This window comes from Jejubacter calystegiae (genome assembly GCF_005671395.1).
In the GTDB taxonomy this organism is placed as follows: domain Bacteria; phylum Pseudomonadota; class Gammaproteobacteria; order Enterobacterales; family Enterobacteriaceae; genus Jejubacter; species Jejubacter calystegiae.
Genome location: NZ_CP040428.1, coordinates 4,772,545 through 4,796,485, shown reverse-complemented (window position 1 = coordinate 4,796,485; position 23,941 = coordinate 4,772,545). Strand labels below are relative to the sequence as shown.

Below are 23,941 nucleotides of genomic sequence, written 5' to 3'. Positions count from 1 at the left end.
AACGCGCCGTCAGAGCGCCCAGAACAGAATAAGGTTTCCCGATGGTGGAGCAGAGTCAAACTGGCACGGAATGGGTTGACATTGTCAACGAAGATAATGAAGTGATCGCGCAGTCCAGCCGCGAGCAGATGCGGGCGCAGTGTTTGCGCCATCGCGCGACCTATATCGTGGTGCACGACGGTATGGGCAAAATTCTGGTGCAGCGCCGTACTGAAACCAAAGACTTCCTGCCCGGCATGCTGGACGCTACCGCGGGCGGCGTGGTGATGGCGGACGAACAGATGCTGGATTCCGCCAAACGCGAGGCGGAAGAGGAGCTGGGGATTGCCGGGGTGCCTTTTGCCGAGCATGGACAGTTCTACTTTGAGGATGAAAACTGCCGGGTCTGGGGCGGGTTGTTTAGCTGCGTATCTCACGGCCCCTTTGCACTGCAGGAAGAGGAGGTCAGCGAGGTATGCTGGATGTCGCCGGAGGAGATTACCGCCCGCTGCGACGAATTTACCCCTGACTCCCTGAAGGCGCTGGCGCTGTGGATGAGCCGCAATGCCGGTAATGAGTCGCGCAAAGAGCGTGACGACAAGCCGGTGAAAGCGGAAAAGGAAAAGAGCCCGGAACCAGCCTCAGACCAGAAACCGGACAGCGAACAACCGGCGGAATAAGCTGTTAACAGCTTTCCCGCAGACGGAGCGTTGGCAGTAGCGGCGTGCCGTCTTCCGGCTCTTTCCCGCCAAGGCGCGCCAGCAAGGCGCGTCCGGCTTCTTCCCCAATTCGATAATGCGGTACCGCTACGGTGGTCAGCGCAGGCTGGCATACCCGGCTGGCATCGCTGTCTCCGAATCCGACAATCGCCAGATCGTCCGGTACCCGGATGCGCCGTCTTTGACATTCCCAGAGGGCTCCGCAGGCCAGTTCATCAGAGACACATACCAGGGCGTCCAGCTCTGGCCAGGCTAACAGAAACTCCGGTAGCTGGGCGGCACCGGTTGAGAAATTCGGGGCCGTTGCGGCATTGATGACGCGCCCGGGAGCGAGGTGATATTTCATCATTGCCTTATACCAGCCCTGCAGGTGCTGCTGAAAAATCCACTGTTCCTGGCGGGCGCACAGCAGCCCGATATTCTGATAGCCGCGCTTTATCAGCATTTGAGTCAGTTCGAACATGGCAGTGACAATATCGATACCGATATTCATATCAATGGGATCGTCACAGGTCGCGCCGATCTCCAACACTGGCATTTCCACTTGGGTCAGCCAGTTTGTTACCGTTTCGCTATGCTCTACGCTTAGCAGAATTGCAGCGGCAAGATTAGAGGCCATCAGCGTTTCCAGCAATTTTTCTTCCCGCTCCAGGCGATGGCGCGATTCAGCCAGCATGATCTGGTAGCCGGCCGGTTGCAGTACCTGCTGTAATCCGGCGAACATCTCGGTACACCCCGATTCGGCCAGGTCGGGCACAATCATGGCGATGGTGCGCGAAGAGGCAGAGGCGAGGGCGCTTGCCGTCAGATTAGGGGTATACCCTAATTCCTGTACCACGGCCTGAATCTTCTCTCTCAGCTTTTCAGAAACCTGTTCCGGTGTACGCAGCGCGCGTGAAACGGTCATGGTGCCCACGCCTGCCTGCTGGGCCACATCTGCGAGCGTCACTTTGCCAGTGCCACGTCTCTTTCTGGTTATCGACATGCTAATTCCTGCTTCACAACCTGTGAGTTATCTGGCGCTCCCGCTCCGTGCTGCGGATTGGGAATTCCCGCAAGTATACGTCGTAACCCGGGAGGTTTTCTGCCTTTTCTCAGCATTCGCTCTTTCTGATAGCGCTATCACAAATTGCGAGTGCGCTAAATGGTAGCGCTATCTTTTGTGGTGCTCATCACAGTAAGAGGTGAATGCCTTGCATAAAGTTTGTTCATTCCAAACGGGTAGCACCGGAGGTTGAAGATGCTGAGTCGCTGGCTGAACGACGCCACCATTCAACTGGCAACGTCAATGGACGACTGGCAGCAGGCACTGGCGTACTGCGCCCGGCCATTGCTGGATCAGGGGGTGATTACGCCGGGCTATCTGGAGGCTATCCAGCAGCAGTATCGCCAGCTGGGCCCGTATTTTGTGCTGGCGCCGGGACTGGCAATGCCCCATGCCCGACCGGAGCAGGGGGCTTTGGCCACAGGGCTGGCGTTATTAAAGCTGGAGCAGGGGGTGACCTTTGGCGGCGTGGAACAGGAGCCCGTGGATTTGATTATTTTGCTGGCAGCCGCCGATCGCCACAGCCATATTGACGCGCTTGCTGCGCTGGCCGAACTTTTTTCCAGTGAAACGGATTTAGCGGCACTTCATGCGGCCACCCGTCGGGAAGAAATAATGGCGATTATCGCCAGATATTAATTAACCGCTCTTTATTTATTTGCTGTGGTAATCCGCGGCATGCACTTCTGTTACTCCTGAATAAAGGTGAATGATGATGAAAATTATGGCGGTGTGTGGATCGGGGCTCGGCAGTAGTTTTATGGTCGAGATGAATATCAAAAAAATTCTTAAAAAAATGGAGATTGAAGCGGACGTGGAACATGCCGATCTGGCCTCTGCCACCATAGATGCGGCCGATCTTTTTGTGATGGCGAAAGATATTGCCGCCAGCGCCAGCGTTCCGGAAGAAAAATTGGTGGTTATCGATAACATTATCGATATTAATGAGCTGGAAATCCGGCTGCGTGCTTATTTTTCCCAAAAGTAACTTCTGAACATCGGGTGGAATTATGCTGAGTTTCATCGTCGATATATTAAAAGTTCCTGCTATTCTGGTGGGAATTATTGCCCTGACTGGATTGCTGGCGCAGAAAAAAGGATTTTCTGATGTGGTGAAAGGCACCATCAAAACGATTCTGGGTTTTGTCGTGTTGGGCGGTGGTGCTACCGTGCTGGTCAGTTCGCTTAATCCTCTGGGGGGAATCTTTGAACATGCGTTTAATATTCAAGGGATTATTCCTAATAATGAGGCGATAGTCTCTATCGCGCTGGAAAAATATGGCGCGGCAACGGCGCTGATCATGGCATTTGGGATGGTGGCGAATATTGTGGTAGCGCGCTTTACCCGGCTGAAATTTATTTTTCTGACCGGCCATCACACCTTTTATATGGCCTGCATGATTAGCGTGATTCTGACGGTGGCGGGGTTTAAAGGGGGAGCTCTGGTCTTTACCGGTTCGCTACTGTTAGGGCTGGTGATGGCCTTCTTTCCGGCGCTGGCCCAGCGCTATATGCGGCGTATTACCGGCAATGATGATATCGCCTTTGGTCATTTCGGAACCCTGGGCTATGTACTGGCGGGCTGGCTCGGGGGCCTGTGCGGTCGGGGATCGCGCTCGACCGAAGAGATGAACCTGCCAAAGAACCTGAGCTTCCTGCGCGATAGCTCTATCTCTATCTCGCTGACGATGATCGTTATCTACATGATTCTGGCAGTATGCGCCGGACGCGACTACGTCGAAGGAGAACTTAGCGTCGGTCAAAACTTTCTGGTCTACGCCATTATTCAGGCTATCACCTTTGCTGCCGGAGTATTCATCATCCTTCAGGGGGTGCGGCTGATCCTGGCGGAAATTGTTCCGGCCTTTACCGGATTTTCAGAGAAGCTGGTACCCAATGCCCGACCGGCGCTGGACTGCCCGGTGGTCTATCCCTATGCCCCGAATGCGGTACTGATTGGTTTCCTGTTTAGTTTTCTTGGCGGGCTGGTGGGGCTATTCCTGTTGGGCCAGTTAAAACTGGTGCTGATCCTGCCCGGGGTGGTGCCACACTTTTTTACCGGCGCAACGGCCGGGGTGTTTGGCAATGCCACGGGGGGACGGCGCGGCGCGATGCTAGGGGCCTTTGCTAACGGCCTGCTGATTACCTTTTTGCCGGTACTGCTGCTGCCGGTGCTGGGGGCGCTGGGATTCGCCAATACCACCTTCTCTGATGCCGATTTTGGGGTTGTGGGGATCGTGCTGGGCAATCTGGCACGCTGGCTGTCGCCGGTACAGATTACCGGTGTAGTGGTGGCTGTGTTCGCACTGCTGGTTATCGCAGGGGTATTGATGAGGAATAAGCCGGTTCGTCGTCACGATGGCGAAGAGAAAGGAGGGGTGAAATCATGACGTCGGTAAGTGAACTGACGCGCCTGGCGCGCGCTATCCGTATTGAAACATTGAAGATGCTGAATCATCTGGGGTTTGGTCATTATGGCGGCAGCATGTCAGTGGTAGAGACCCTGGCGGTACTTTACGGCGATGTGATGCGAATTGATCCCTCAAAAGCAGACTGGCCGGAGCGCGACTATTTCGTGCTATCTAAAGGTCATGCGGGCCCGGCGCTATATAGCACTCTGGCGCTCGGGGGATTTTTTCCCATGGAGGCGCTGGCGACCCTGAATCAGAACGGTACCTGTTTGCCGAGCCACCCCGATAGGCTGAAAACCCCGGGGGTGGACGCCACTACCGGTTCGTTGGGGCAGGGGATCTCTATCGCGGCAGGGATTGCGCTTTCCCACAAGCTGGCCAGCCGCCCGAACCGGGTATTCTGTATTGTCGGTGACGGTGAGTTAAATGAGGGGCAGTGCTGGGAGGCATTCCAGTTTATCGCCCATCACCGCCTGAATAATTTACTGATCTTCGTAGACTGGAATAAGCAGCAACTGGACGGCACCCTGGATGAAATTATCCAGCCTTTCGATCTGGCCGAAAAGTTTCGCGCTTTCGGTTTTGATGTGCTGACCATCAAGGGGGACGATATTGCGGCACTGCATCAGGCGGCGAAGCCCGCGCGCGGCGAGGAGCAACGGCCATTGCTGGTGATTCTGGACAGTCATAAAGGGCAGGGGGTGCCCTGTCTGGAGGCGTTGAGTAATTCACACCATTTGCGGCCCAATGAGAAAATGCGGGCAGCGCTGGAACAGGCGGTCAGAGAACTGGAGGCTATCCATGATTAAGGTTGCCGCCCCGGGCGGAAAAGATAGCGTGGAGATGCGCAGCGTCTATGCGCAGTTTGTCACGGAGCAGATTGCGGCCCAAAGCGGCATTATCGCGTTGGAGGCGGATCTGATGAGTTCAATGGCGATGGACAGCGTGCAGCGTGACCATCCCAGGCACGTAATTAACTGCGGTATTATGGAGGCCAATGCCGTTGGTGTGGCGGCAGGTCTGGCCCTGACCGGACGGCGCCCCTTTTTTCACACCTTTACCGCCTTTGCCAGCCGTCGCTGCTTCGACCAGCTATTTATGGCGCTGGATTACCAGGGTAACAATGTGAAGGTGATAGCTTCCGATGCCGGGGTGACGGCCTGTCATAACGGCGGGACCCATATGTCGTTTGAGGATATGGGGATTGTGCGCGGTCTGGCGCATGCCGTGGTGATGGAGGCTACCGATGCGGTTATGCTGCGCGGGCTCCTGGAACAATTGATCGATATGGAGGGATTCTGCTGGCTGCGCACTATTCGCAAACAGGCCGCCACCGTCTATCAGCCCGGCAGTCGGTTTACTATCGGCAAAGGTAACCTGCTGCGCGACGGCCAGGATGTGACGCTTATTGCCAACGGTATTATGGTGGGTGAAGCGCGCCAGGCGGCACACATACTGGAACAGCAGGGGATAAGCGCCGCAGTTATCGATATGTTCACCCTTAAGCCTATCGATCGACAGCTGATTGTCAGATATGCACGTCAGACGGGGCGCATCGTAACCTGCGAGAATCACAGCATCCATAATGGCCTGGGCTCCGCCGTTGCCGAAGTGCTGGGAGAGTCCTGCCCGACGCCGATGCGGCGCGTTGGGGTTAATGGGCGCTATGGTCAGGTGGGCACCCAGGCGTTTCTTCAGCAGGAGTATGGCCTTACCGCCGGGGATATCGTTGCGGCGGCGCACGAGCTGTTGTAATAGCTCCCCCGCCCACCGATTGCCAGCCGTACCCGCTTGCTCTACCAGTTGCATCAGCGCGTCGGTACCCGCTTCCGGTTCGGCCAGCGCCAGCCAGGCGCCAGGCCTCACGCGCTTTTCGGTCGCCAGGGGGCGATTTTCCATATCGTCTCTTTGTTGAAGTAGCATCAATAGCTAAAAACGATACCGTTTTTTCTGTTGCTCACTGAGGTGAACTGATTCAGGTCATATTTGGTGTCGAAGGGAAAAGCTAGAAATAGGAAATGTGACGGAGAGTGGGTTTGGGGGGAGAAATGTCCGGGCCGCCCCAAAGGACGGCCCGGACATCAGTACGCCACTGCTTACTGCTGGGTGGACTGAATTGCGGTTAGTGCGATGGTGTAGACGATATCGTCAACCAGCGCGCCGCGGGACAGGTCATTCACCGGCTTACGCATACCCTGCAGCATCGGTCCGATGGAGATCAGATCAGCGGAACGCTGTACGGCTTTGTAAGTGGTGTTACCGGTGTTCAGATCCGGGAAGATGAAGACGGTAGCGCGACCAGCAACCGGAGAGTTCGGTGCTTTAGATTTAGCTACGTCGGCCATTACGGCGGCGTCATACTGAAGCGGGCCGTCGATCATCAGATCCGGGCGTTTTTCCTGGGCCAGACGGGTGGCTTCACGCACTTTCTCTACATCGCTACCTGCGCCGGAGGTACCGGTGGAGTAGGAGAGCATCGCGACACGCGGCTCAATACCGAAGGCAGTGGCGGAATCAGCAGATTGAATAGCGATTTCAGCCAGCTGTTCGGCGGTCGGATCCGGGTTGATGGCGCAGTCGCCATAGACGTAAACCTGTTCCGGCAGCAGCATAAAGAACACGGAAGAGACCAGCGAGCTGCCCGGCGCGGTTTTGATCAGCTGCAGCGGCGGACGGATGGTGTTGGCAGTGGTGTGAACAGCGCCAGAAACCAGGCCGTCGACTTCGTCCTGCTCCAGCATCAGCGTGCCCAGCACGACGTTGTCTTCCAGCTGTTCGCGAGCAACGGCTTCGGTCATGCCTTTGTTCTTACGCAGCTCCACCAGGCGGGCAACGTAGCTTTCACGTACCACGTTCGGATCGACGATTTCGATACCGGCACCCAGTTCAACGCCCTGAGAAGCCGCAACGCGGTTTACTTCGTCCGGGTTGCCCAACAGCACACAGGTCGCGATACCGCGCTGTGCGCAGATAGAAGCCGCTTTGACGGTACGCGGTTCGTCGCCTTCCGGCAGCACCACGCGCTTGCCTGCTTTGCGCGCCAGCTCGGTGAGCTGGTAGCGGAAGGCGGGCGGAGAGAGGCGACGGCTGCGCTCGGAAGTGGCGGTCAGAGAGTCGATCCACTCCTGACTGATGTGGCTGGCCACATATTCCTGAACCTTCTCGATACGCTCGTGGTCATCGGCCGGAACTTCGAGGTTGAAGCTCTGCAGGCTCAGCGAGGTCTGCCAGGTATTGGTGCTGACCATAAAGACCGGCAGGCCGGTGCTGAAGGCGCGTTCGCACAGTTTGGCGATGCGCTCGTCCATCTGATAACCGCCGGTCAGCAGCAGGGCGCCGATCTCAACACCGTTCATGGCGGCGAGGCAGGCAGCGACCAGTACGTCAGGGCGATCGGCAGAAGTTACCAGCAGAGATCCCGGGCGGAAGTGCTCCAGCATATGGGGAATGCTGCGGGCGCAGAAGGTCACAGACTTCACGCGACGGGTGTTGATGTCGCCTTCGTTAATGATGTCGGCATTCAGGTGACGAGCCATATCGATGGCGCGGGTGGCTATCAGATCGAAGCTCCACGGCACGGCGCCCAGCACCGGCAGCGGGCTGGTTTCCTGCAGTTTTTTTGGCTCGATGTGGATGACCTGGGCCTTGGTGGAGTCGTCGAAGATCTCGGAGAGATCCGGACGGGTACGGCCCTGCTCGTCAACCGGCGCGTTTAGCTTATTGACGATAACGCCGGTGATGTTGCTGTTCTTCGCGCCGCCGAAGCTGCTGCGAGTCAGTTCCAGACGCTCTTTGATCTGCTCCGGGCTGTCGGTGCCGGGTGCCGTCACGAAGACGATTTCCGCGTTCAGCGTTTTGGCTATCTCGTAGTTCAGCGACTGGGCGAACTGGTGTTTACGGGTCGGCACCAGGCCTTCGACCAGCACCACTTCCGCATCTTTGGTATTGGCGTGGTAGTTGGCGATAATCTCTTCCATCAGCACGTCTTTCTGGTTGCTGGACAACAGCGACTCGACGTGGCTCATGCGCAGCGGCTCGGCGGCCGGCAGGTCGGAGTTAGCGCGGATGATGGTGGTCGTCTGGTCAGGCGCATCGCCGCCGCTGCGCGGCTGGGCGATGGGTTTGAAGACGCTCAGACGAACGCCTTTACGTTCCATTGCGCGGATCACGCCGAGGCTGACGCTGGTCAGGCCGACACTGGTTCCGGTTGGAATAAGCATGATGATACGGGACACGATTTATCCTCTTGCTGCAGGCGCCCGCAGCGGCGGGCGCGACACAAAACAACACCGCCAGCAGGGCTGGCGGTGGGGAATCAGGCGGTCAGACGGCTGGCGTCCTGCGCGATGACCAGTTCTTCGTTGGTCGGAATGACGATGGCCGGACGAGTGCCTTCTTTATTGATGAAGCCAGACTTGCCGAAGCGGGCAGCCAGGTTGCGCTCGTGATCGACTTCGAAGCCCAGTACGCCCAGTTTGCCCAGGGAGAGTTCACGTACCATCGCTGCGTTTTCGCCGATGCCGCCGGTGAAGATGACCGCGTCCAGACGACCATCCATCAGCGCGGTGTAGGAACCGATGTACTTCGCCAGACGGTGGCAGTAAACGTCCATCGCGCGCTTCGCATCTTCTTTGGTGTCGTAGTTATCTTCAACGTAGCGGCAGTCGCTGGTCACTTCGGTCAGACCCAGCAGGCCGGACTCTTTGGTCAGCAGCTTGTTGATCTGATCCACACTCATACCCAGGGTATCGTGCAGATGGAAGACGATAGCCGGGTCGATATCACCGGAGCGGGTGCCCATAACCAGACCTTCCAGCGGGGTCAGACCCATGGAGGTGTCAACGCATTTGCCGTTGCGAATCGCAGAAACGGAACCGCCGTTGCCCAGGTGGCAGGTAATGATGTTCAGCTCTTCCACCGGCTTGTTCAGCACTTTGGCGGCTTCCTGGGTGACATAGAAGTGGCTGGTGCCGTGAGCGCCATAGCGACGAATGCCGTGCTCTTTATACAAGCTGTATGGCAGGGCATAGAGGTAAGACTCTTCCGGCATGGTCTGATGGAACGCGGTGTCGAATACGGCCACGTTTTTGTCCTTCAACTGCGGGAAGGATTTCAGCGCTTCTGCGATGCCGATCAGGTGAGCCGGGTTGTGCAGCGGTGCAAAAGATGCGGAGTCTTTGATGCCCTGGATAACGCTGTCATCAATGACAACGGAGCGGGTGTATTTCTCACCGCCGTGCACGATACGGTGGCCGATAGCGGTCAGTTGGGCGGATAACTCCGGCTTCTGCGCCAGAATGTTATTAACAATAAAGTTCAGCGCTTCGCTATGGGCAGCACCTGCGCCCAGCGCGGCTTCTTCTTTATTTCCGTCCATTTTCCATTTGATGCGGGCTTCCGGCAGGTGGAAACACTCGGCCAGGCCAGAGATATGCTCTTCGCCGTTAGCGGCATCAATGATGGCGAATTTCAGTGAGGAGCTACCGCAGTTCAGAACCAGTACTAACTTACTCGACATGGAAGTACCTATTTATATACGTGGCTAAAAAAACGACATTCAGTCTCTCAGCGTAGCGTAAGATGACGTCGACGTTTATGATTAACGTCATGCCAGGTTCTTTATTTTGGCATGGCGAAGAAATAGTCATGCGTTCAGGCGATTTCGCGTAAACTAAAGACACAGGCGCAAAGCGCAAAATGTGGCACCAGGTGTTCCGTTACGGTTAACCCTACGGGAATCAAAAGGCGGCCACCAAAGGCCGGCACAGGATACCCGATTGCGCCACTTAATGACAAAACATTTTGAATCTTGTCACTTACTGTTGTTATCTTGCATAAAAATTTTATTTTTTGTTTGTGAATTTGAGGTATAAGCCATGTCATCTTCCCCGAATCGCCCGGTGAGCGGGTTTAGCCTGTTTCGTCGGGGTCAGCAGTACGCCGGGACGTGGCCAATGGAAAAACGTCTTGCCCCCGTCTTTGTTGAAAACCGCGTGATTCGCGCTACCCGTTTCGCCATCCGCTTTATGCCGCCGATCGCCATCTTTACGCTGTGCTGGCAGATAGCCCTGGGGGGTCAGATCGGCCCGACTGTCGCAACCGCGCTATTTGCGCTGAGTCTGCCGCTACAGGGGCTGTGGTGGTTGGGTAAGCGTTCGGTGACGCCGCTGCCGCCGTCAGTCCTTCAGTGGTTCTATGAGGTTCGGGAACGTCTGGAAGAAGCCGGGCAGTCAATGACGCCGGTACAGGGCAAGCCTGACTACCAGGCGCTGGCGGAAACCCTTAAACGCGCGTTTCGCCAGTTGGATAAAACTTTTCTTGATGATTTGTAATCCCCCCTGAATTACGCATATAAAGGAAGGCACATTTATGTGCCTCTTTTTTTAGTCTATTGTTCGCAGGCTCTCAGCCTTGAGGAGTAAAGAAATGGAAATGACCAACGCCCAGCGTCTGATTCTTTCGAACCAGTACAAAATGATGACCCTGCTCGATCCGGACAACGCCGAGCGTTATCGTCGCCTGCAGACCATCGTGGAGCGTGGCTACGGGCTGCAGATGCGCGAGCTGGATCGCGAATTTGGTCAGCTCACAGAAGAGACCTGCCGCGAAATCATCGATGTGATGGAGATGTACCACGCTCTGCACGTCTCCTGGAGCAACCTTAAGGATAACCAGGAGATCGACGAACGTCGGGTCACCTTCCTGGGTTTTGATGCCGCGACCGAAGCGCGTTTCCTGGGCTATGTGCGCTTCATGGTGAATGTGGAAGGGCGCTACGCCCACTTCGATGCTGGCAGCCACGGCTTTAACTCGCAGACGCCAATGTGGGATAAATACCAGCGTATGCTGAAGGTCTGGCACGGTTGTCCGCGTCAGTATCACCTCAGCGCCAATGAAATTAGCCAGATTATTAACGCCTGAACCGGGAGGTAATGCGTGGAGTGTCAGGGATTCCTGTTCGATCTTGATGGTACGCTGGTGGATTCACTGCCGGTGGTGGAGCGGGCATGGTGCCGCTGGGCCGATCGTTTCGGCATCAACCATGAAGAGGTGCTGAGCTTTATTCACGGTAAGCAGGCGATAACCTCGCTGCGCCATTTTATGGCCGGGCGTGATGAGGCGGACATTCAACGCGAATTCTACGCGCTGGAGAAAATCGAAGCGGAAGATACTGACGGTGTCATCGCGTTGCCCGGGGCACTGGCTCTGCTTGAACAGTTAAACGCGGCGGGTGTGCCCTGGGCTATCGTGACCTCCGGCTCGCTGCCGGTGGCATCGGCCAGGATCCGGGCGGCGGGGCTGCCGGAGCCGAAGGTTCTGGTGACCGCTGAGCAGGTGGCGAAGGGGAAACCGCAGCCGGATGCCTACCTGCTGGGCGCCCAACGTCTGGCGCTGCAACCGGAAGCCTGCGCGGTGGTGGAAGATGCCCCTGCGGGGATCGAAGCCGGTCTGGCGGCGGGCTGCCGGGTGATTGCGGTTAATGCGCCTCAGGGGACGCCGCGCCTCGACGAGGTGGACTTCGCTATCGCGCGCCTGGATGCGCTGCGGATACTGCCTGAGCCCGGCGGTTTAACGCAGGTGGAAACGCACTGAATAATGACCTGGCCCCGCTTCTGACGGGGCTTTTTTATGGCATGATGTATGTCTGTGTGAATTCAACAAGGATGGGTTGTGAACGCTGAACTTATCTGGGTTCTGTCCCTGTTGGCGGTTGCCGTTATTTTATTCGCGACCGATAAGGTACGCATGGATGCCGTGGCGCTGATGGTGATTGTCGCCTTTGTTTTGAGCGGCACTCTGACCCTGAGCGAGGCCTTTTCGGGCTTTAGCGATCCGAATGTTATCCTGATCGCCGCGCTGTTTATTATCGGCGAGGGGCTGGTGCGCACCGGTGTGGCGGCGCGGATGGGCTCCTGGCTGGTACAGGTGGCGGGCAGTAGCGAAACCAAAATGCTGGTGCTGCTGATGGTGACCGTTGCCGGGTTGGGCGCGTTTATGAGCTCCACCGGCGTAGTGGCGATTTTTATTCCCGTGGTGCTGAGCGTTTCGGCGCGTATGAAAATTGCGCCTTCGGGTTTGATGATGCCGCTCAGCTTTGCCGGTCTTATCAGCGGCATGATGACCCTGGTGGCGACGCCACCTAACCTGGTGGTGAACAGCGAACTGCTGCGCGAAGGACTGCAGGGCTTTCACTTTTTTAGCGTGACGCCGATAGGCGCGGTTATTTTGCTGCTGGGCATCGGCTATATGCTGGTAGCGCGCTTCACCCTGAAGGGGCGGGAGCGGGACGACGGTAAAGAGGGCTGGAAGCGCCGGACTTTTCGGGATTTGATTAAAGAGTATCGCCTGAGCGGGCGGGCGCGGCGCCTGGCGATTCGCCCGGGTTCTCCGTTGATCGGTCAGCGGCTGGACGATCTGAAACTGCGCGAGCGCTATGGTGCTAACGTGATTGGCCTGGAACGTTGGCGTCGCTTCCGGCGTGTGATTGTGAACGCGACCGGTGGAACCGAGTTTCGGGTGCGGGATGTGCTGTTGATCGATATGTCCAATTCAGAAGTCGACCTGCGCGAATTCTGTGGCGAACAGATGCTGGAGCCGATGATACTGCGTGGCGAATACTTTTCCGACCAGGCGCTGGACGTAGGGATGGCCGAAGTGGTGATGACGCCGGAGTCGGAGTTGATGGGACAGGCGGTGCGTCAGATAGCGTTTCGCAGTCGCTATGGTCTGAACGTGGTGGGCATCAAGCGCAACGGCGAAGCGATAGCGGGCGGCTTACTGGATGAGCCGCTGCAGTTGGGAGATACCCTGCTGGTTGTCGGTAACTGGAAGTTGATCAGCCAACTAGGACAGCAGAGCCGCGATTTCGTGGTGCTCAATTTGCCGGTGGAAGAGCAGGAAGCCTCTCCTGCCCATAGTCAGGCACCCCATGCCATTTTTTGCCTGGCGCTGATGGTAGCGCTGATGCTAACCGATGAGGTCCCCAATCCCGTTGCGGCCATTATCGCCTGTCTGTTGATGGGTAAGTTTCGCTGTATCGACTCTGAAAGCGCCTGGAAAGCGATCCACTGGCCAAGCATTATCCTGATTGTGGGCATGATGCCTTTCGCGCTGGCGTTGCAGAAAACTGGCGGGGTGGATCTGATCGTTAAAGGGCTAATGGAGGTGGGCGGTGGTTACGGGCCGCATCTGATGCTGGTTTGTCTGTTTGTACTGTGCGCCACCATTGGGCTGTTTATCTCTAACACCGCCACGGCGGTGTTGATGGCGCCAATCGCGCTGGCGGCGGCGAAGTCGATGGGCGTTTCTCCTTATCCTTTTGCGATGGTGGTCGCCATGGCGGCATCCGCCGCCTTTATGACGCCGGTTTCGTCGCCGGTGAATACTCTGGTGCTGGGGCCGGGTAACTATCAGTTCAGCGACTTTGTGAAGATTGGCGTGCCATTCACCCTGATTGTGATGGTGGTCTGCGTGTTGCTGATTCCGGTACTGTTTCCGTTCTGATCTCTTCCCGCCCGGTGTTTAACGTCGGGTGGTTATTTCTGATGCGCCGAGAGTTCGTGACGCGCCGCCTGGGCCAGAAAGTGACTACGATCTCGATAAGCGGCGGGATTCTCTTTTACCCGATTATCAATGCAGGCCAGCAGAGTATCGGGTAGTGAAATATTGATGCGCAGCGGCTTACCGCTAAAGCGGCTGATATCGACATCGACGGCGAACCATTCGCTATAGTCTACCCACTGGGGATCCTTCTTATAGCGCAGAGTGCCCGCATCGTGGAGAGTGGACAGATCGACGCTGTCTTCCGCCATCTGTTCCACAATAAGCAGAATGGCTTCTCTTGCCCTGGCGGCCATTTCCGCTTCGGTATCGGCGGCGGAAAGGCAACCGTAGCTTTCGTTACACAGAGCCGGTACCACCAGTCCGAACGCGGTCTGGTCATTTTCCGGTAAGCAAACGCCAACAGAGAAAAACATATATGGCCTCCTGGTTAGTGGGTCTGGATCCCCGCCATCCTTTTGATAGCTTTTACCGTGCCGACAGGTAAATCCTTTTTGGGATGTGGGACCGGGAATGTACGCCCGGTAATGGGAGACCACCAGATTTGATGACTGCCGCCGCCCTGGCGGCGCAGAATGCAACCTGCCGCAGTCAGCGTTTTTATCAGATCGCCGGATTTCATGGTTCCCTCCCGGTAGTGATATTTATACACACGAGTACACACGAATCAAGTTCAACCTGACCATAATGCAAATTGCGTCACGGCATGATACGGCGTTGTGGTTCCAAAGGGCGGGAGAGAGTGATTTTTTGCGAGAGGTTACGAAGAGAAAAAGAGCCCGTCAGAAGCGGGCTCCAGGAAATGGTTACAGCGGAGAGTCCTGGCTGATTTCGTCGAGCGACAGATGAAAGCTGGGAACGAAGACCTGCATAAAATAGTCCATTTCTTCACTTTTTCGCTCGGCCAGGGTCTTTTCCAGTCGGCTCTTTGCCAGTAGAAACTCATTGTTCCCGGCGGACAATTCCTCCAGGCACTTCAGGTAAGCACACAGAGCATCTGCCTGTTTAACCAGCGATTTTTCCTCTGCGCTGTATTGCTGTTCATCGATAAGTGGGGCGAAGATATCGCGCAACTCTTCGGGAACCATCTCGACCAGTTTGTGCTGGGCTATCTTTTCAATCGCCTTATACTCATGAGCAATCTGGGTGTTGAAATACTTTACCGGTGTCGGTAGATCGCCGGTTAGCACTTCGCTGGCGTCGTGATAGAGCGCCAGCAGGGCGATCCGTTCGGCGTTAAGATTGCCGCCAAACTTGCGGTTTTTGATAGCTGCCAGCGCATGGGCGACCATCGCCACTTGCAGACTGTGCTCGGAAACATTTTCCGTACGCACGTTGCGCATCAGCGGCCAGCGATTAATCAGTTTCAGGCGGGAAAGGTGGGCGAAAAAGTGACTCTGGCTCATAGTACATCATTCCGGAAACGGTATTGAACCATTGTGAGGGCAGCGAAGGGAAGATGCAAATCCCTGCGCTGCCGCGCGCTTTATTGATGGTAACCGGAAAGGAAACGGTCGAACTTGCTGATGGCCATCGCCAGATCGTCAACCCGGGGCAGGGTGACGATACGCACGTGATCCGGGTACGGCCAGTTAAAGGCGCTGCCCTGAACCAACAACACTTTTTCCTGCAGCAGGAAGTCGAGCACCATTTTCTGGTCGTCATGCAAGTTAAAGCGTTTGGGGTCGATGCGCGGGAACATATAGAGCGCGCCATTTGGCTTAACGCAGGTCACGCCAGGAATATCGTTAATCAGTTCCCAGGCGCGATTACGCTGCTCATAAAGACGGCCGCCTGGCAGGATAAATTCACTGATGCTCTGATAACCGCCCAGTGCGGTCTGAATGGCGTGCTGGGCCGGGACGTTAGCGCACAGTCGCATCGACGCCAGCATTTCCAGCCCTTCGATATAGCCACGGGCGTGCTTCTTCGGTCCGTTCAACACCATCCAGCCCTGGCGGAAACCCGCCACGCGGTAAGTTTTTGACAGACCATTAAAGGTGATGGTCAGCAGATCGGGCGCCAGTGCGGCAATAGAGTGATGTTGCGCCTCATCGTAAAGAATCTTGTCGTAGATCTCGTCGGCAAAAATGATCAGGTTGTGCTGGCGGGCGAGCTCAACAATCTCCAGCAGCAACTCTCTGGAATAGACGGCGCCGGTGGGATTGTTGGGATTAATGATGACGATTCCGCGGGTGCGGGGCGTAATCTTTGAACGAATGTCGTCCAGATCCGGGAACCAGTCGGATGATTCATCGCACAGATAATGCACCGCATTACCGCCGGACAGTGAGACCGCTGCAGTCCACAATGGGTAGTCCGGCGCTGGTACCAGCATCTCGTCGCCGCTGTTCAGCAGAGCCTGCATGGCCTGCACAATAAGCTCTGAAACCCCATTGCCGATATAGATATCTTCGGTGGTAATATCCAGCATGCCGCGCTGCTGATAGTGCTGCATAATGGCTTTACGAGCCGACCAGAGTCCTTTGGAGTCGCAGTAGCCCTGAGCCGTTGGCAGATTGCGGATGACGTCCACTAGGATCTCATCCGGGGCCTCAAAACCGAAAGGGGCCGGGTTGCCGATATTCAGTTTCAGAACCTTATTGCCTTCTTCTTCAAGGCGTTTGGCCTCTTTTAGTACCGGGCCACGGATGTCATAGCAGACGTGATCGAGTTTGCTGGATTTTTCGATGGGTGACATGAATCAGACCTTTTATTGTTACGGCTTCCGGCCGTGGAAGCGCAGCGCCTGTCAATGTACTCCTCCCGCGCGCGCTTTTGAAGCCCGAAAAGAGGGTCAAAACGTCGAGACGGGACAATTGTTACAACATTCGGGGAATAATAAAAAAAACCGGTTCAGGATAAAATAATGTTTTGATTCCGCAGGTTTTTATGGGAAAGGGCAGATAACTTAGCGTTAAATGCGATACGGTTCTACTCAAGGTGCTATCCAGGAGAAAGTGTGATCCCGACATGCAGAATTATCCTGTTTTTCACTTAAGCAATGGTTAACTTTTCCAGGTGAGAAGATTTGAAAATTAATTATCAGGTTAAAAATTTGTAGAGTAAGGCGGTCAATGTTGTTAGCTAAACTCGCAAAATGGATGGTTAATTATTCAGATACCTCTAATGGGGTAAGCTCGCTGGTGAGTGTTATAAACAGTGAAACAGAGCTTTCAAAAACAGATACAGATCAGATAAATCGCAAGAAAGCTTATAAATGAAGCAAAGTTGAGATAAGATATGCCCCTACCGTCAGAGTGGTCAGCTCGGTTCCACGTTATCTGCCGGAAGCGGTAAGCGCACAAAACCCATGCAGTCTTAAGGGGTTAACTAACAAATAGTCAAACTGTAAAATAGTTTAACTTTCCTAAAGATAAATTTTACTGAAAGTGATAAAAAACGTTAATTCTTTAAACGCGTTGACAATGATTTCCATACTTTAATTGACGGGAGTAGCGTATAAAAACGAGAATTTGGCCGTTGGGCTGATTAACAGGATATATGAATCCGACAAAAATGCTGTCAATAATCTTCAGCTCCAGGAATAGATGTCCCAATAAATAAATCAGGATGACTGCCAGGAACTGGCAGCTTCAGAACTGAACGGAGACGTGCTTCAAAAGGAATTGCTTTATCTCTTTGATAATACACAGCAATAGAACCGGGGCAGCTCCATAAGAGCAACCTACTACGTGAAAAAATATGATAAATGCAAACCGTCCGATACTTAACCTCGATCTTGATCTGCTGCGAACCTTTGTTGCAGTCGCCGATCTGAATACCTTTGCTGCTGCTGCGGCAGCCGTTTGCCGTACTCAGTCCGCTGTCAGTCAGCAGATGCAGCGGCTTGAGCAATTGGTGGGTAAAGAACTGTTCGCTCGCCATGGACGCAACAAGCTGCTAACTGAACACGGTATCCAGCTCCTGGGGTATGCCAGAAAAATCCTACGTTTTAACGATGAAGCGTGCAGTTCATTAATGTTTAACGATCTCCAGGGCGTTCTGACAATCGGCGCTTCTGATGAGTCTGCAGATACCATTCTGCCGTTTTTACTCAACCGGATTAGCTCATCCTGGCCTCGGCTGGCGATTGACGTTCGGGTAAAGCGTAATCCCTGTATGCCCGAGATCCTGCGTCAGCAGGAGGTGGACCTGGTCGTCACCACATCATGCCTGGAGCAGGCCGATTGCCTGACATTACGTACCTCGCCCACGCTCTGGTATTGCGCGGCTGATTATATCTTCCAGAAAGGGGAGACTGTGCCGCTGGTATTGCTGGATGAGCCCAGCCCCTACCGGGATATGATGGTCGGACATCTGAACGAAGCCGGCATTCCCTGGCGTATCTCTTATGTCGCGTCTACGCTGCCGGCCGTTAAGGCGGCGGTGAAAGCGGGACTGGGGATTACCGCTCGTCCTGTCGAGATGATGAGCCAGGAGCTGCGTGTGTTGGGGCATTCTGATGGTCTGCCGCAGCTGCCGGAAACCCGCTATCATCTGTGCCATCACCATACGTCTTCCAGCAAGCTGGCGGAGGCTGTATTCCGGGCGCTGGGTGATGAACATAACTTCTGGCATTACTGCCAGAACGGCGGTGCCAGTGGCGAAGCGCAGTCACGTGGCGAAAGCAGCAGCGGCGACTGATGAAAGCGTCTGTGACTTTCCGAACGTAATGATTAAAAACAGGCCGCTAAACGGTTTTTTAAGCCGGGCGGCTCGTTTTTTAACCTCTCCTCGTCGGCAGGCCTGCTGGCGGTGAAAAAATGCGCTAATTTTATAAAGGCGTCTCTGCTTTTTTTGATCTCAAACCGTGAATCCAGGATGACAGGCCGCATTTCTTGTTAAAAAAACACCGTCATTGTTGCTGCTTTTTTATGTAAATTAACAAAACCGTGTCCTGGATCAAGAAATTACTCCCTTCAGGGGGGATGAAACTCTGACAATTCCTGCCAGAATAGTAGGGTAGTACCCTTTTCACACAGTGACGGACTCGATTCAACAGTAGCATTTTGGGCTATATGTCCCGCAGATGTAATCGATATGGCATAAAATGTTAATGAGAATGGTGTTATGTGAACTAATGTGTGGATACCTTTGTTAAAGTTGACAAAAGGTTATAGAAAGGGGTAAAAAACCCTAATAATTAGCTGCCTTACCGTTCTTCTTTGTGGCAGAAATTGTGCGGTTTTTTGTTCCTTCCCGTAAATCATTGTGGTGTTCATCTGCTGCATGCGCACAGGCAGAGATTCCGTAACCACTTTTTGAGAAAGCTTTGAGTATGTCAACATCCATTGAAGTCATCGCTCACCACTGGGCGTTTGCCATCTTTTTCATTGTTGCCATTGGTCTGTGTTGTCTGATGCTGGCCGGGGCCTGGTTCCTGGGTGGTCGCGCTCGCGCAAGACACAAAAACACGCCCTTTGAGTCAGGTATCGATCCGGTTGGAACGGCACGCTTACGCCTTTCAGCTAAGTTCTATCTGGTTGCCATGTTCTTCGTCATCTTCGACGTAGAAGCGCTTTATCTTTACGCATGGGCAATCTCCGTTCGCGAAAGCGGGTGGGTAGGATTTATCGAGGCCGCAATTTTCATTTTAGTGCTACTGGCAGGTCTGGTTTATCTGGTGCGTATCGGCGCGCTGGACTGGACGCCCGCGCGTTCGCGCCGCGAGCTTGTTAATCCGGAACCGACCAACAGTCACACTCACCAACAACGCTAAACGCGAGGCAATCAGATGGACTATACGCTCACTCGCATAGATCCTAACGGCGAGAATGACCGTTACCCCCTACAAAAGCAGGAGACCGTAGCCGATCCTCTCGAGCAGCACGTACACCGCAGCGTGTATATGGGCAAGCTCGAGCATGCGCTGCACGATATGGTGAACTGGGGGCGTAAAAATTCCCTGTGGCCTTATAACTTCGGCCTTTCCTGCTGCTACGTTGAAATGGTGACCTCCTTTACGGCGGTGCACGACGTTGCGCGCTTCGGCGCCGAAGTTCTCCGCGCCTCTCCGCGTCAGGCGGATTTTATGGTGGTCGCTGGCACCTGCTTTACCAAGATGGCACCGGTTATTCAGCGTCTTTACGATCAGATGCTGGAGCCCAAATGGGTCATCTCTATGGGGGCCTGCGCCAACTCCGGCGGCATGTACGATATTTATTCTGTGGTGCAGGGGGTGGATAAATTCCTGCCGGTAGATGTGTATATTCCAGGCTGCCCACCGCGTCCGGAAGCGTATATGCAGGCGCTGATGCTTTTGCAGGAGTCTATTGGCAAAGAGCGCCGTCCGCTCTCCTGGGTCGTAGGCGACCAGGGGGTTTATCGCGCCAATATGCAGTCTGAGCGCGAACGTAAGCGCGGCGAACGCATTGCCGTGACAAACCTGCGTACACCAGACGAAATTTAACCGACGTCTGCGGTCGTGAAACCTCCCCTCGCATATTAAAACCCATAAGCGCGAGGTCACGACCGGCAGTCAGCATTGAACCGTTGGCAATGGTGAACAATATGACCGACTTAACCGCGCAAGACGTGACACAGCCAGGCTGGCAAACCCGGGATCATCTGGATGATCCAGTCATTGGCGAACTGCGCAACCGTTTTGGGCCGGATGCCTTTACTGTCCAGGCGACCCGTACCGGGGTTCCCGTTGTCTGGGTCAGAAGAGAACAGCTCCTGGAAGTGGGGGAGTTTTTAAGGAAGCTTCCCAAACCTTATGTCATGCTTTTCGATCTGCATGGCATGGATGAACGACTCCGCACACACCGCGAAGGCTTGCCCGACGCGGATTTTTCCGTTTTCTACCACCTGATTTCCATCGATCGCAACCGCGATATTATGCTGAAAGTAGCGCTGGCGGAAAACGATTTGAATGTGCCGACTTTCACCAAACTCTTCCCGAACGCCAACTGGTATGAGCGCGAGACTTGGGAGATGTTCGGTATTACTTTTACCGGCCACCCGCGCCTGACCCGCATCATGATGCCGCCCACCTGGGAAGGGCATCCGCTGCGTAAAGACTATCCGGCGCGCGCCACCGAATTCGACCCCTTCACCCTGACCAAACAGAAAGAAGATCTGGAAATGGAGGCGCTGACCTTCAGGCCGGAAGAGTGGGGCATGAAGCGCGGTAGCGAAAATGAGGACTTTATGTTCCTCAACCTGGGGCCGAACCACCCGTCGGCCCATGGCGCGTTCCGTATTATCCTGCAGCTGGACGGCGAAGAGATCGTCGACTGCGTGCCGGATATCGGTTACCACCACCGCGGCGCGGAAAAGATGGGCGAGCGTCAGTCCTGGCACAGCTACATCCCTTATACCGACCGTATCGAGTATCTGGGCGGTTGCGTTAACGAAATGCCTTACGTGCTGGCGGTTGAAAAGCTGGCGGGCATTACCGTGCCGGATCGCGTCAACGTGATTCGCGTGATGCTCTCTGAGCTGTTCCGTATTAACAGCCACCTGCTCTATATCTCCACCTTTATTCAGGACGTCGGCGCCATGACGCCGGTCTTCTTCGCCTTTACCGACCGTCAGAAGATTTACGACCTGGTGGAAGCGATCACCGGTTTCCGTATGCACCCGGCCTGGTTCCGCATCGGCGGCGTGGCGCACGATTTACCGCGCGGCTGGGATCGCCTGCTGCGTGAATTCCTTGAGTGGATGCCGAAGCGTCTGGACTCCTATGAGAAAGCGGCGCTGCGTAACACCATCCTGAAGGCCCGTTCCCAGGGCGTGGCCGCCTACGGCGCGAAAGAGGCGTTGGAGTGGGGCACCACCGGGGCAGGGCTGCGCGCCACCGGTATCGACTTCGACGTGCGTAAGGTGCGCCCGTACTCCGGTTATGAAAACTTCGACTTCGAAGTGCCGGTGGGCGGCGGTGTCAGCGACTGCTACACCCGCGTGATGTTGAAGGTGGAAGAGCTGCGCCAGAGCCTGCGGATTCTGGAGCAGTGCCTGAAAAATATGCCGGAAGGTCCGTTTAAGGCCGACCATCCGCTGACCACGCCGCCGCCGAAAGAGCGCACGCTGCAGCATATCGAAACCCTGATCACCCACTTCCTGCAGGTTTCCTGGGGCCCGGTCATGCCGGCCAACGAATCCTTCCAGATGGTGGAGGCCACCAAGGGGATTAACAGTTACTACCTGACCAGCGACGGCAGCACCATGAGCTACCGTACCCGTGTACGCACGCCGAGCTTCGCGCACCTGCAGCAGATCCCGTCGGCGATCCGCGGCAGCCTGGTATCGGACCTGATCGTCTATCTGGGTAGTATCGATTTTGTCATGTCAGATGTGGATCGCTAATTATGCACGAGAATCAACAACCACAAACCGAGGCTTTTGAGCTGAGTGCCGCTGAGCGCGAGGCGATCGAGCACGAAAAACATCACTATGAGGATCCTCGTGCGGCCTCCATTGAAGCATTGAAGATCGTCCAGAAGCAGCGCGGCTGGGTGCCGGACGGCGCCATCGAAGCCATTGCGCAGATCCTGGGGATTCCGGGTAGTGACGTGGAAGGAGTGGCGACATTCTACAGCCAGATCTTCCGCCAGCCGGTGGGGCGCCACGTGATTCGCTATTGCGACAGCGTGGTATGCCACATTACCGGCTATCAGGGCATTCAGTCGGCGATTGAAAAGCACCTGCAGATCAAACCGGGTCAGACCACCTTCGACGGCCGTTTTACCCTGCTGCCCACCTGTTGTCTGGGCAACTGCGACAAGGGGCCGACCATGATGATTGACGAAGATACCCACAGTCATCTGACGCCGGACGGGATCCCCGAACTACTGGAGCAGTATAAATGAAGCCGATTACTCTGACTCCCGAAACCCATCCTCTGACCTGGCGCATGCGCGACGATCAACAGCCGGTGTGGCTGGATGAGTACCGCAGCAAAAATGGTTATGAAGGTGCCAGGAAGGCCCTTGGCAGCATGGCGCCGGATGAGATTGTCGCTCAGGTGAAAGACGCTGGCCTGAAAGGGCGCGGCGGCGCGGGCTTCTCCACGGGTTTGAAGTGGAGTCTGATGCCGAAAGATGAATCCATGAACATCCGCTACCTGCTATGTAACGCCGATGAGATGGAGCCTGGCACCTATAAAGACCGTCTGTTGATGGAACAGCAGCCGCACCTGCTGGTGGAAGGCATGCTGATCGCCGCGTTCGCCCTGAAGGCGTACCGCGGCTACATCTTCCTGCGCGGCGAATATGTAGAAGCGGCGGCGAACCTGCGTCGCGCCATCGCGGAGGCGACCGAAGCCGGACTGTTGGGGAAAAATATCCTCGGTTCTGGTTTTGACTTCGAGCTGTTTGTGCATACCGGCGCGGGTCGTTACATCTGCGGTGAAGAGACGGCGCTGATTAACTCGCTGGAAGGACGCCGCGCGAATCCACGTTCCAAGCCGCCGTTCCCCGCCACTGCCGGGGTATGGGGTAAGCCGACCTGCGTGAACAACGTGGAAACGCTGTGTAACGTACCGGCGATTCTGGCAAACGGCGTTGACTGGTACAAAGGCATCTCTGCCGGTAAAAGCGAAGATTGCGGTACTAAGCTGATGGGCTTTTCTGGCCGGGTGAAAAACCCCGGCGTCTGGGAACTGCCGTTCGGCACTACCGCTCGCGAGATTCTGGAAGACTACGCCGGTGGTATGCGCGATGGTCTGACGCTGAAGGCCTGGCAGCCAGGCGGCGCCGGGACAGACTTCCTGACCGATGCACACCTCGATCTGCCCATGGAATTTGCCAGTATCGGCAAAGCCGGCAGCCGTCTGGGTACTGCGCTGGCGATGGCCGTCGACAACGAAATCAATATGGTCTCTCTGGTGCGTAATCTGGAAGAGTTCTTTGCCCGTGAATCCTGCGGCTGGTGTACTCCGTGCCGCGACGGTCTGCCCTGGAGCGTGAAGATCCTGCGCGCGCTGGAGCGTGGTGAAGGGCAGCCGGGCGATATCGAAACCCTGGAGCAACTGTGCCGCTTCCTGGGGCCGGGGAAAACCTTCTGTGCTCACGCGCCCGGTGCCGTGGAGCCTCTGCAAAGCGCGATCAAATACTTCCGCGACGAATTTGAAGCGGGCATTAAACAGGACTTCAGCAACCTGCATGCCATTAACGGCATCCAGCCTAACCTGTTAAAGACGCGCTGGTGATTAGCCCCCTCACCCCGACCCTCTCCCCACAGGGGAGAGGGAGATAAAGCGGGACCCCGGCCTTCGGGTT

Annotated in this window: 23 protein-coding genes; 16 read left to right on the top strand and 7 right to left on the bottom strand. The window is 55.5% G+C overall.

Annotation, left to right across the window (positions count from 1 at the left end):
- Positions 1-41 precede the first annotated feature (41 nt).
- Entirely contained in the window at positions 42-659 is a 618-nt protein-coding gene (gene yfcD, locus FEM41_RS22425) for an NUDIX hydrolase YfcD (RefSeq protein WP_138098621.1), read from the top strand.
- Between the two features lie 4 nt (positions 660-663).
- Here yfcD and FEM41_RS22420 read toward each other — a convergent pair whose 3' ends face one another.
- On the bottom strand, positions 664-1,683 hold the full coding sequence (locus tag FEM41_RS22420) for a LacI family DNA-binding transcriptional regulator (protein WP_138098619.1): 1,020 nt from the start codon (positions 1,681-1,683) through the stop codon (positions 664-666).
- 255 nt (positions 1,684-1,938) lie between these two features.
- On the opposite strand from FEM41_RS22420, the gene FEM41_RS22415 reads away from it, so the two are divergent.
- The 5 genes from FEM41_RS22415 (at position 1,939) to FEM41_RS22395 (ending at position 5,909) form a co-directional block, all read left to right on the top strand.
- A complete protein-coding gene (locus FEM41_RS22415) occupies positions 1,939-2,382 on the top strand; it encodes a PTS sugar transporter subunit IIA (protein ID WP_138098617.1) in 444 nt (147 codons plus the stop codon).
- Positions 2,383-2,458: 76 nt separating this feature from the next.
- The gene (locus tag FEM41_RS22410; protein ID WP_138099301.1) at positions 2,459-2,731 is read left to right on the top strand and encodes a PTS sugar transporter subunit IIB; all 273 of its coding nucleotides are present in this window, start codon (positions 2,459-2,461) and stop codon (positions 2,729-2,731) included.
- Positions 2,732-2,753: 22 nt separating this feature from the next.
- Positions 2,754-4,133, top strand: a complete 1,380-nt coding sequence (locus FEM41_RS22405; RefSeq protein WP_138098615.1) for a PTS ascorbate transporter subunit IIC — start codon at positions 2,754-2,756, stop codon at positions 4,131-4,133.
- Positions 4,130-4,963 (top strand): transketolase, encoded by an 834-nt coding sequence (locus tag FEM41_RS22400; protein WP_138098613.1) that lies wholly within the window; start codon positions 4,130-4,132, stop codon positions 4,961-4,963. The genes FEM41_RS22405 and FEM41_RS22400 overlap by 4 nt, the downstream gene beginning before the upstream one ends.
- Positions 4,956-5,909, top strand: coding sequence for a transketolase family protein (locus tag FEM41_RS22395; RefSeq protein ID WP_138098611.1), 954 nt, complete (start codon positions 4,956-4,958; stop codon positions 5,907-5,909). Before FEM41_RS22400 ends, FEM41_RS22395 begins: the two co-directional genes overlap by 8 nt.
- A gap of 341 nt (positions 5,910-6,250) precedes the next feature.
- Here FEM41_RS22395 and pta read toward each other — a convergent pair whose 3' ends face one another.
- Positions 6,251-8,389 (bottom strand): phosphate acetyltransferase, encoded by a 2,139-nt coding sequence (gene pta / locus FEM41_RS22390; protein ID WP_138098609.1) that lies wholly within the window; start codon positions 8,387-8,389, stop codon positions 6,251-6,253.
- An 80-nt stretch (positions 8,390-8,469) separates the two neighbouring features.
- The gene (gene ackA / locus FEM41_RS22385; protein WP_138098607.1) at positions 8,470-9,672 is read right to left on the bottom strand and encodes an acetate kinase; all 1,203 of its coding nucleotides are present in this window, start codon (positions 9,670-9,672) and stop codon (positions 8,470-8,472) included.
- A gap of 358 nt (positions 9,673-10,030) precedes the next feature.
- Between ackA and yfbV the strand changes: the two genes are divergently transcribed.
- From yfbV to FEM41_RS22365, 4 genes are all read left to right on the top strand, one after another.
- Positions 10,031-10,486 carry a terminus macrodomain insulation protein YfbV gene (gene yfbV, locus FEM41_RS22380; RefSeq protein ID WP_138098605.1) on the top strand — a complete coding sequence of 152 codons (456 nt, stop codon included), beginning with the start codon at positions 10,031-10,033 and terminating at the stop codon, positions 10,484-10,486.
- A 94-nt stretch (positions 10,487-10,580) separates the two neighbouring features.
- Complete coding sequence (locus tag FEM41_RS22375) at positions 10,581-11,075, top strand: YfbU family protein (protein ID WP_138098603.1); 495 nt, start codon at positions 10,581-10,583, stop codon at positions 11,073-11,075.
- A 15-nt stretch (positions 11,076-11,090) separates the two neighbouring features.
- Positions 11,091-11,747, top strand: coding sequence for a sugar phosphatase (locus FEM41_RS22370; protein ID WP_138098601.1), 657 nt, complete (start codon positions 11,091-11,093; stop codon positions 11,745-11,747).
- A 78-nt stretch (positions 11,748-11,825) separates the two neighbouring features.
- Positions 11,826-13,658 carry an SLC13 family permease gene (locus FEM41_RS22365; RefSeq protein ID WP_138098600.1) on the top strand — a complete coding sequence of 611 codons (1,833 nt, stop codon included), beginning with the start codon at positions 11,826-11,828 and terminating at the stop codon, positions 13,656-13,658.
- 32 nt (positions 13,659-13,690) lie between these two features.
- On the opposite strand, the gene FEM41_RS22360 is transcribed toward FEM41_RS22365, so the two are convergent.
- The 4 genes from FEM41_RS22360 to FEM41_RS22345 form a co-directional block, all read right to left on the bottom strand.
- The gene (locus tag FEM41_RS22360; RefSeq protein ID WP_138098598.1) at positions 13,691-14,131 is read right to left on the bottom strand and encodes a type II toxin-antitoxin system HicB family antitoxin; all 441 of its coding nucleotides are present in this window, start codon (positions 14,129-14,131) and stop codon (positions 13,691-13,693) included.
- A 14-nt stretch (positions 14,132-14,145) separates the two neighbouring features.
- Complete coding sequence (locus tag FEM41_RS22355; RefSeq protein WP_138098596.1) at positions 14,146-14,337, bottom strand: type II toxin-antitoxin system HicA family toxin; 192 nt, start codon at positions 14,335-14,337, stop codon at positions 14,146-14,148.
- 184 nt (positions 14,338-14,521) lie between these two features.
- Positions 14,522-15,121 (bottom strand): 5'-deoxynucleotidase, encoded by a 600-nt coding sequence (gene yfbR, locus FEM41_RS22350; protein WP_138098594.1) that lies wholly within the window; start codon positions 15,119-15,121, stop codon positions 14,522-14,524.
- An 80-nt stretch (positions 15,122-15,201) separates the two neighbouring features.
- Positions 15,202-16,416, bottom strand: a complete 1,215-nt coding sequence (locus tag FEM41_RS22345; protein ID WP_138098592.1) for a pyridoxal phosphate-dependent aminotransferase — start codon at positions 16,414-16,416, stop codon at positions 15,202-15,204.
- Between the two features lie 1,004 nt (positions 16,417-17,420).
- Here FEM41_RS22345 and lrhA point away from each other — a divergent pair.
- From lrhA to nuoF, 6 genes are all read left to right on the top strand, one after another.
- Positions 17,421-18,362 carry a transcriptional regulator LrhA gene (gene lrhA, locus FEM41_RS22340; RefSeq protein ID WP_138098590.1) on the top strand — a complete coding sequence of 314 codons (942 nt, stop codon included), beginning with the start codon at positions 17,421-17,423 and terminating at the stop codon, positions 18,360-18,362.
- Between the two features lie 628 nt (positions 18,363-18,990).
- On the top strand, positions 18,991-19,437 hold the full coding sequence (gene nuoA, locus FEM41_RS22335; protein WP_138098588.1) for an NADH-quinone oxidoreductase subunit NuoA: 447 nt from the start codon (positions 18,991-18,993) through the stop codon (positions 19,435-19,437).
- Between the two features lie 15 nt (positions 19,438-19,452).
- A complete protein-coding gene (locus FEM41_RS22330) occupies positions 19,453-20,127 on the top strand; it encodes a NuoB/complex I 20 kDa subunit family protein (RefSeq protein WP_138098586.1) in 675 nt (224 codons plus the stop codon).
- Between the two features lie 89 nt (positions 20,128-20,216).
- Positions 20,217-22,028 (top strand): NADH-quinone oxidoreductase subunit C/D, encoded by a 1,812-nt coding sequence (gene nuoC, locus FEM41_RS22325; RefSeq protein ID WP_138098584.1) that lies wholly within the window; start codon positions 20,217-20,219, stop codon positions 22,026-22,028.
- A gap of 2 nt (positions 22,029-22,030) precedes the next feature.
- Positions 22,031-22,531 (top strand): NADH-quinone oxidoreductase subunit NuoE, encoded by a 501-nt coding sequence (nuoE, locus tag FEM41_RS22320; RefSeq protein ID WP_138098581.1) that lies wholly within the window; start codon positions 22,031-22,033, stop codon positions 22,529-22,531.
- On the top strand, positions 22,528-23,871 hold the full coding sequence (gene nuoF / locus FEM41_RS22315) for an NADH-quinone oxidoreductase subunit NuoF (RefSeq protein ID WP_138098579.1): 1,344 nt from the start codon (positions 22,528-22,530) through the stop codon (positions 23,869-23,871). Before nuoE ends, nuoF begins: the two co-directional genes overlap by 4 nt.
- Positions 23,872-23,941 lie beyond the last annotated feature (70 nt).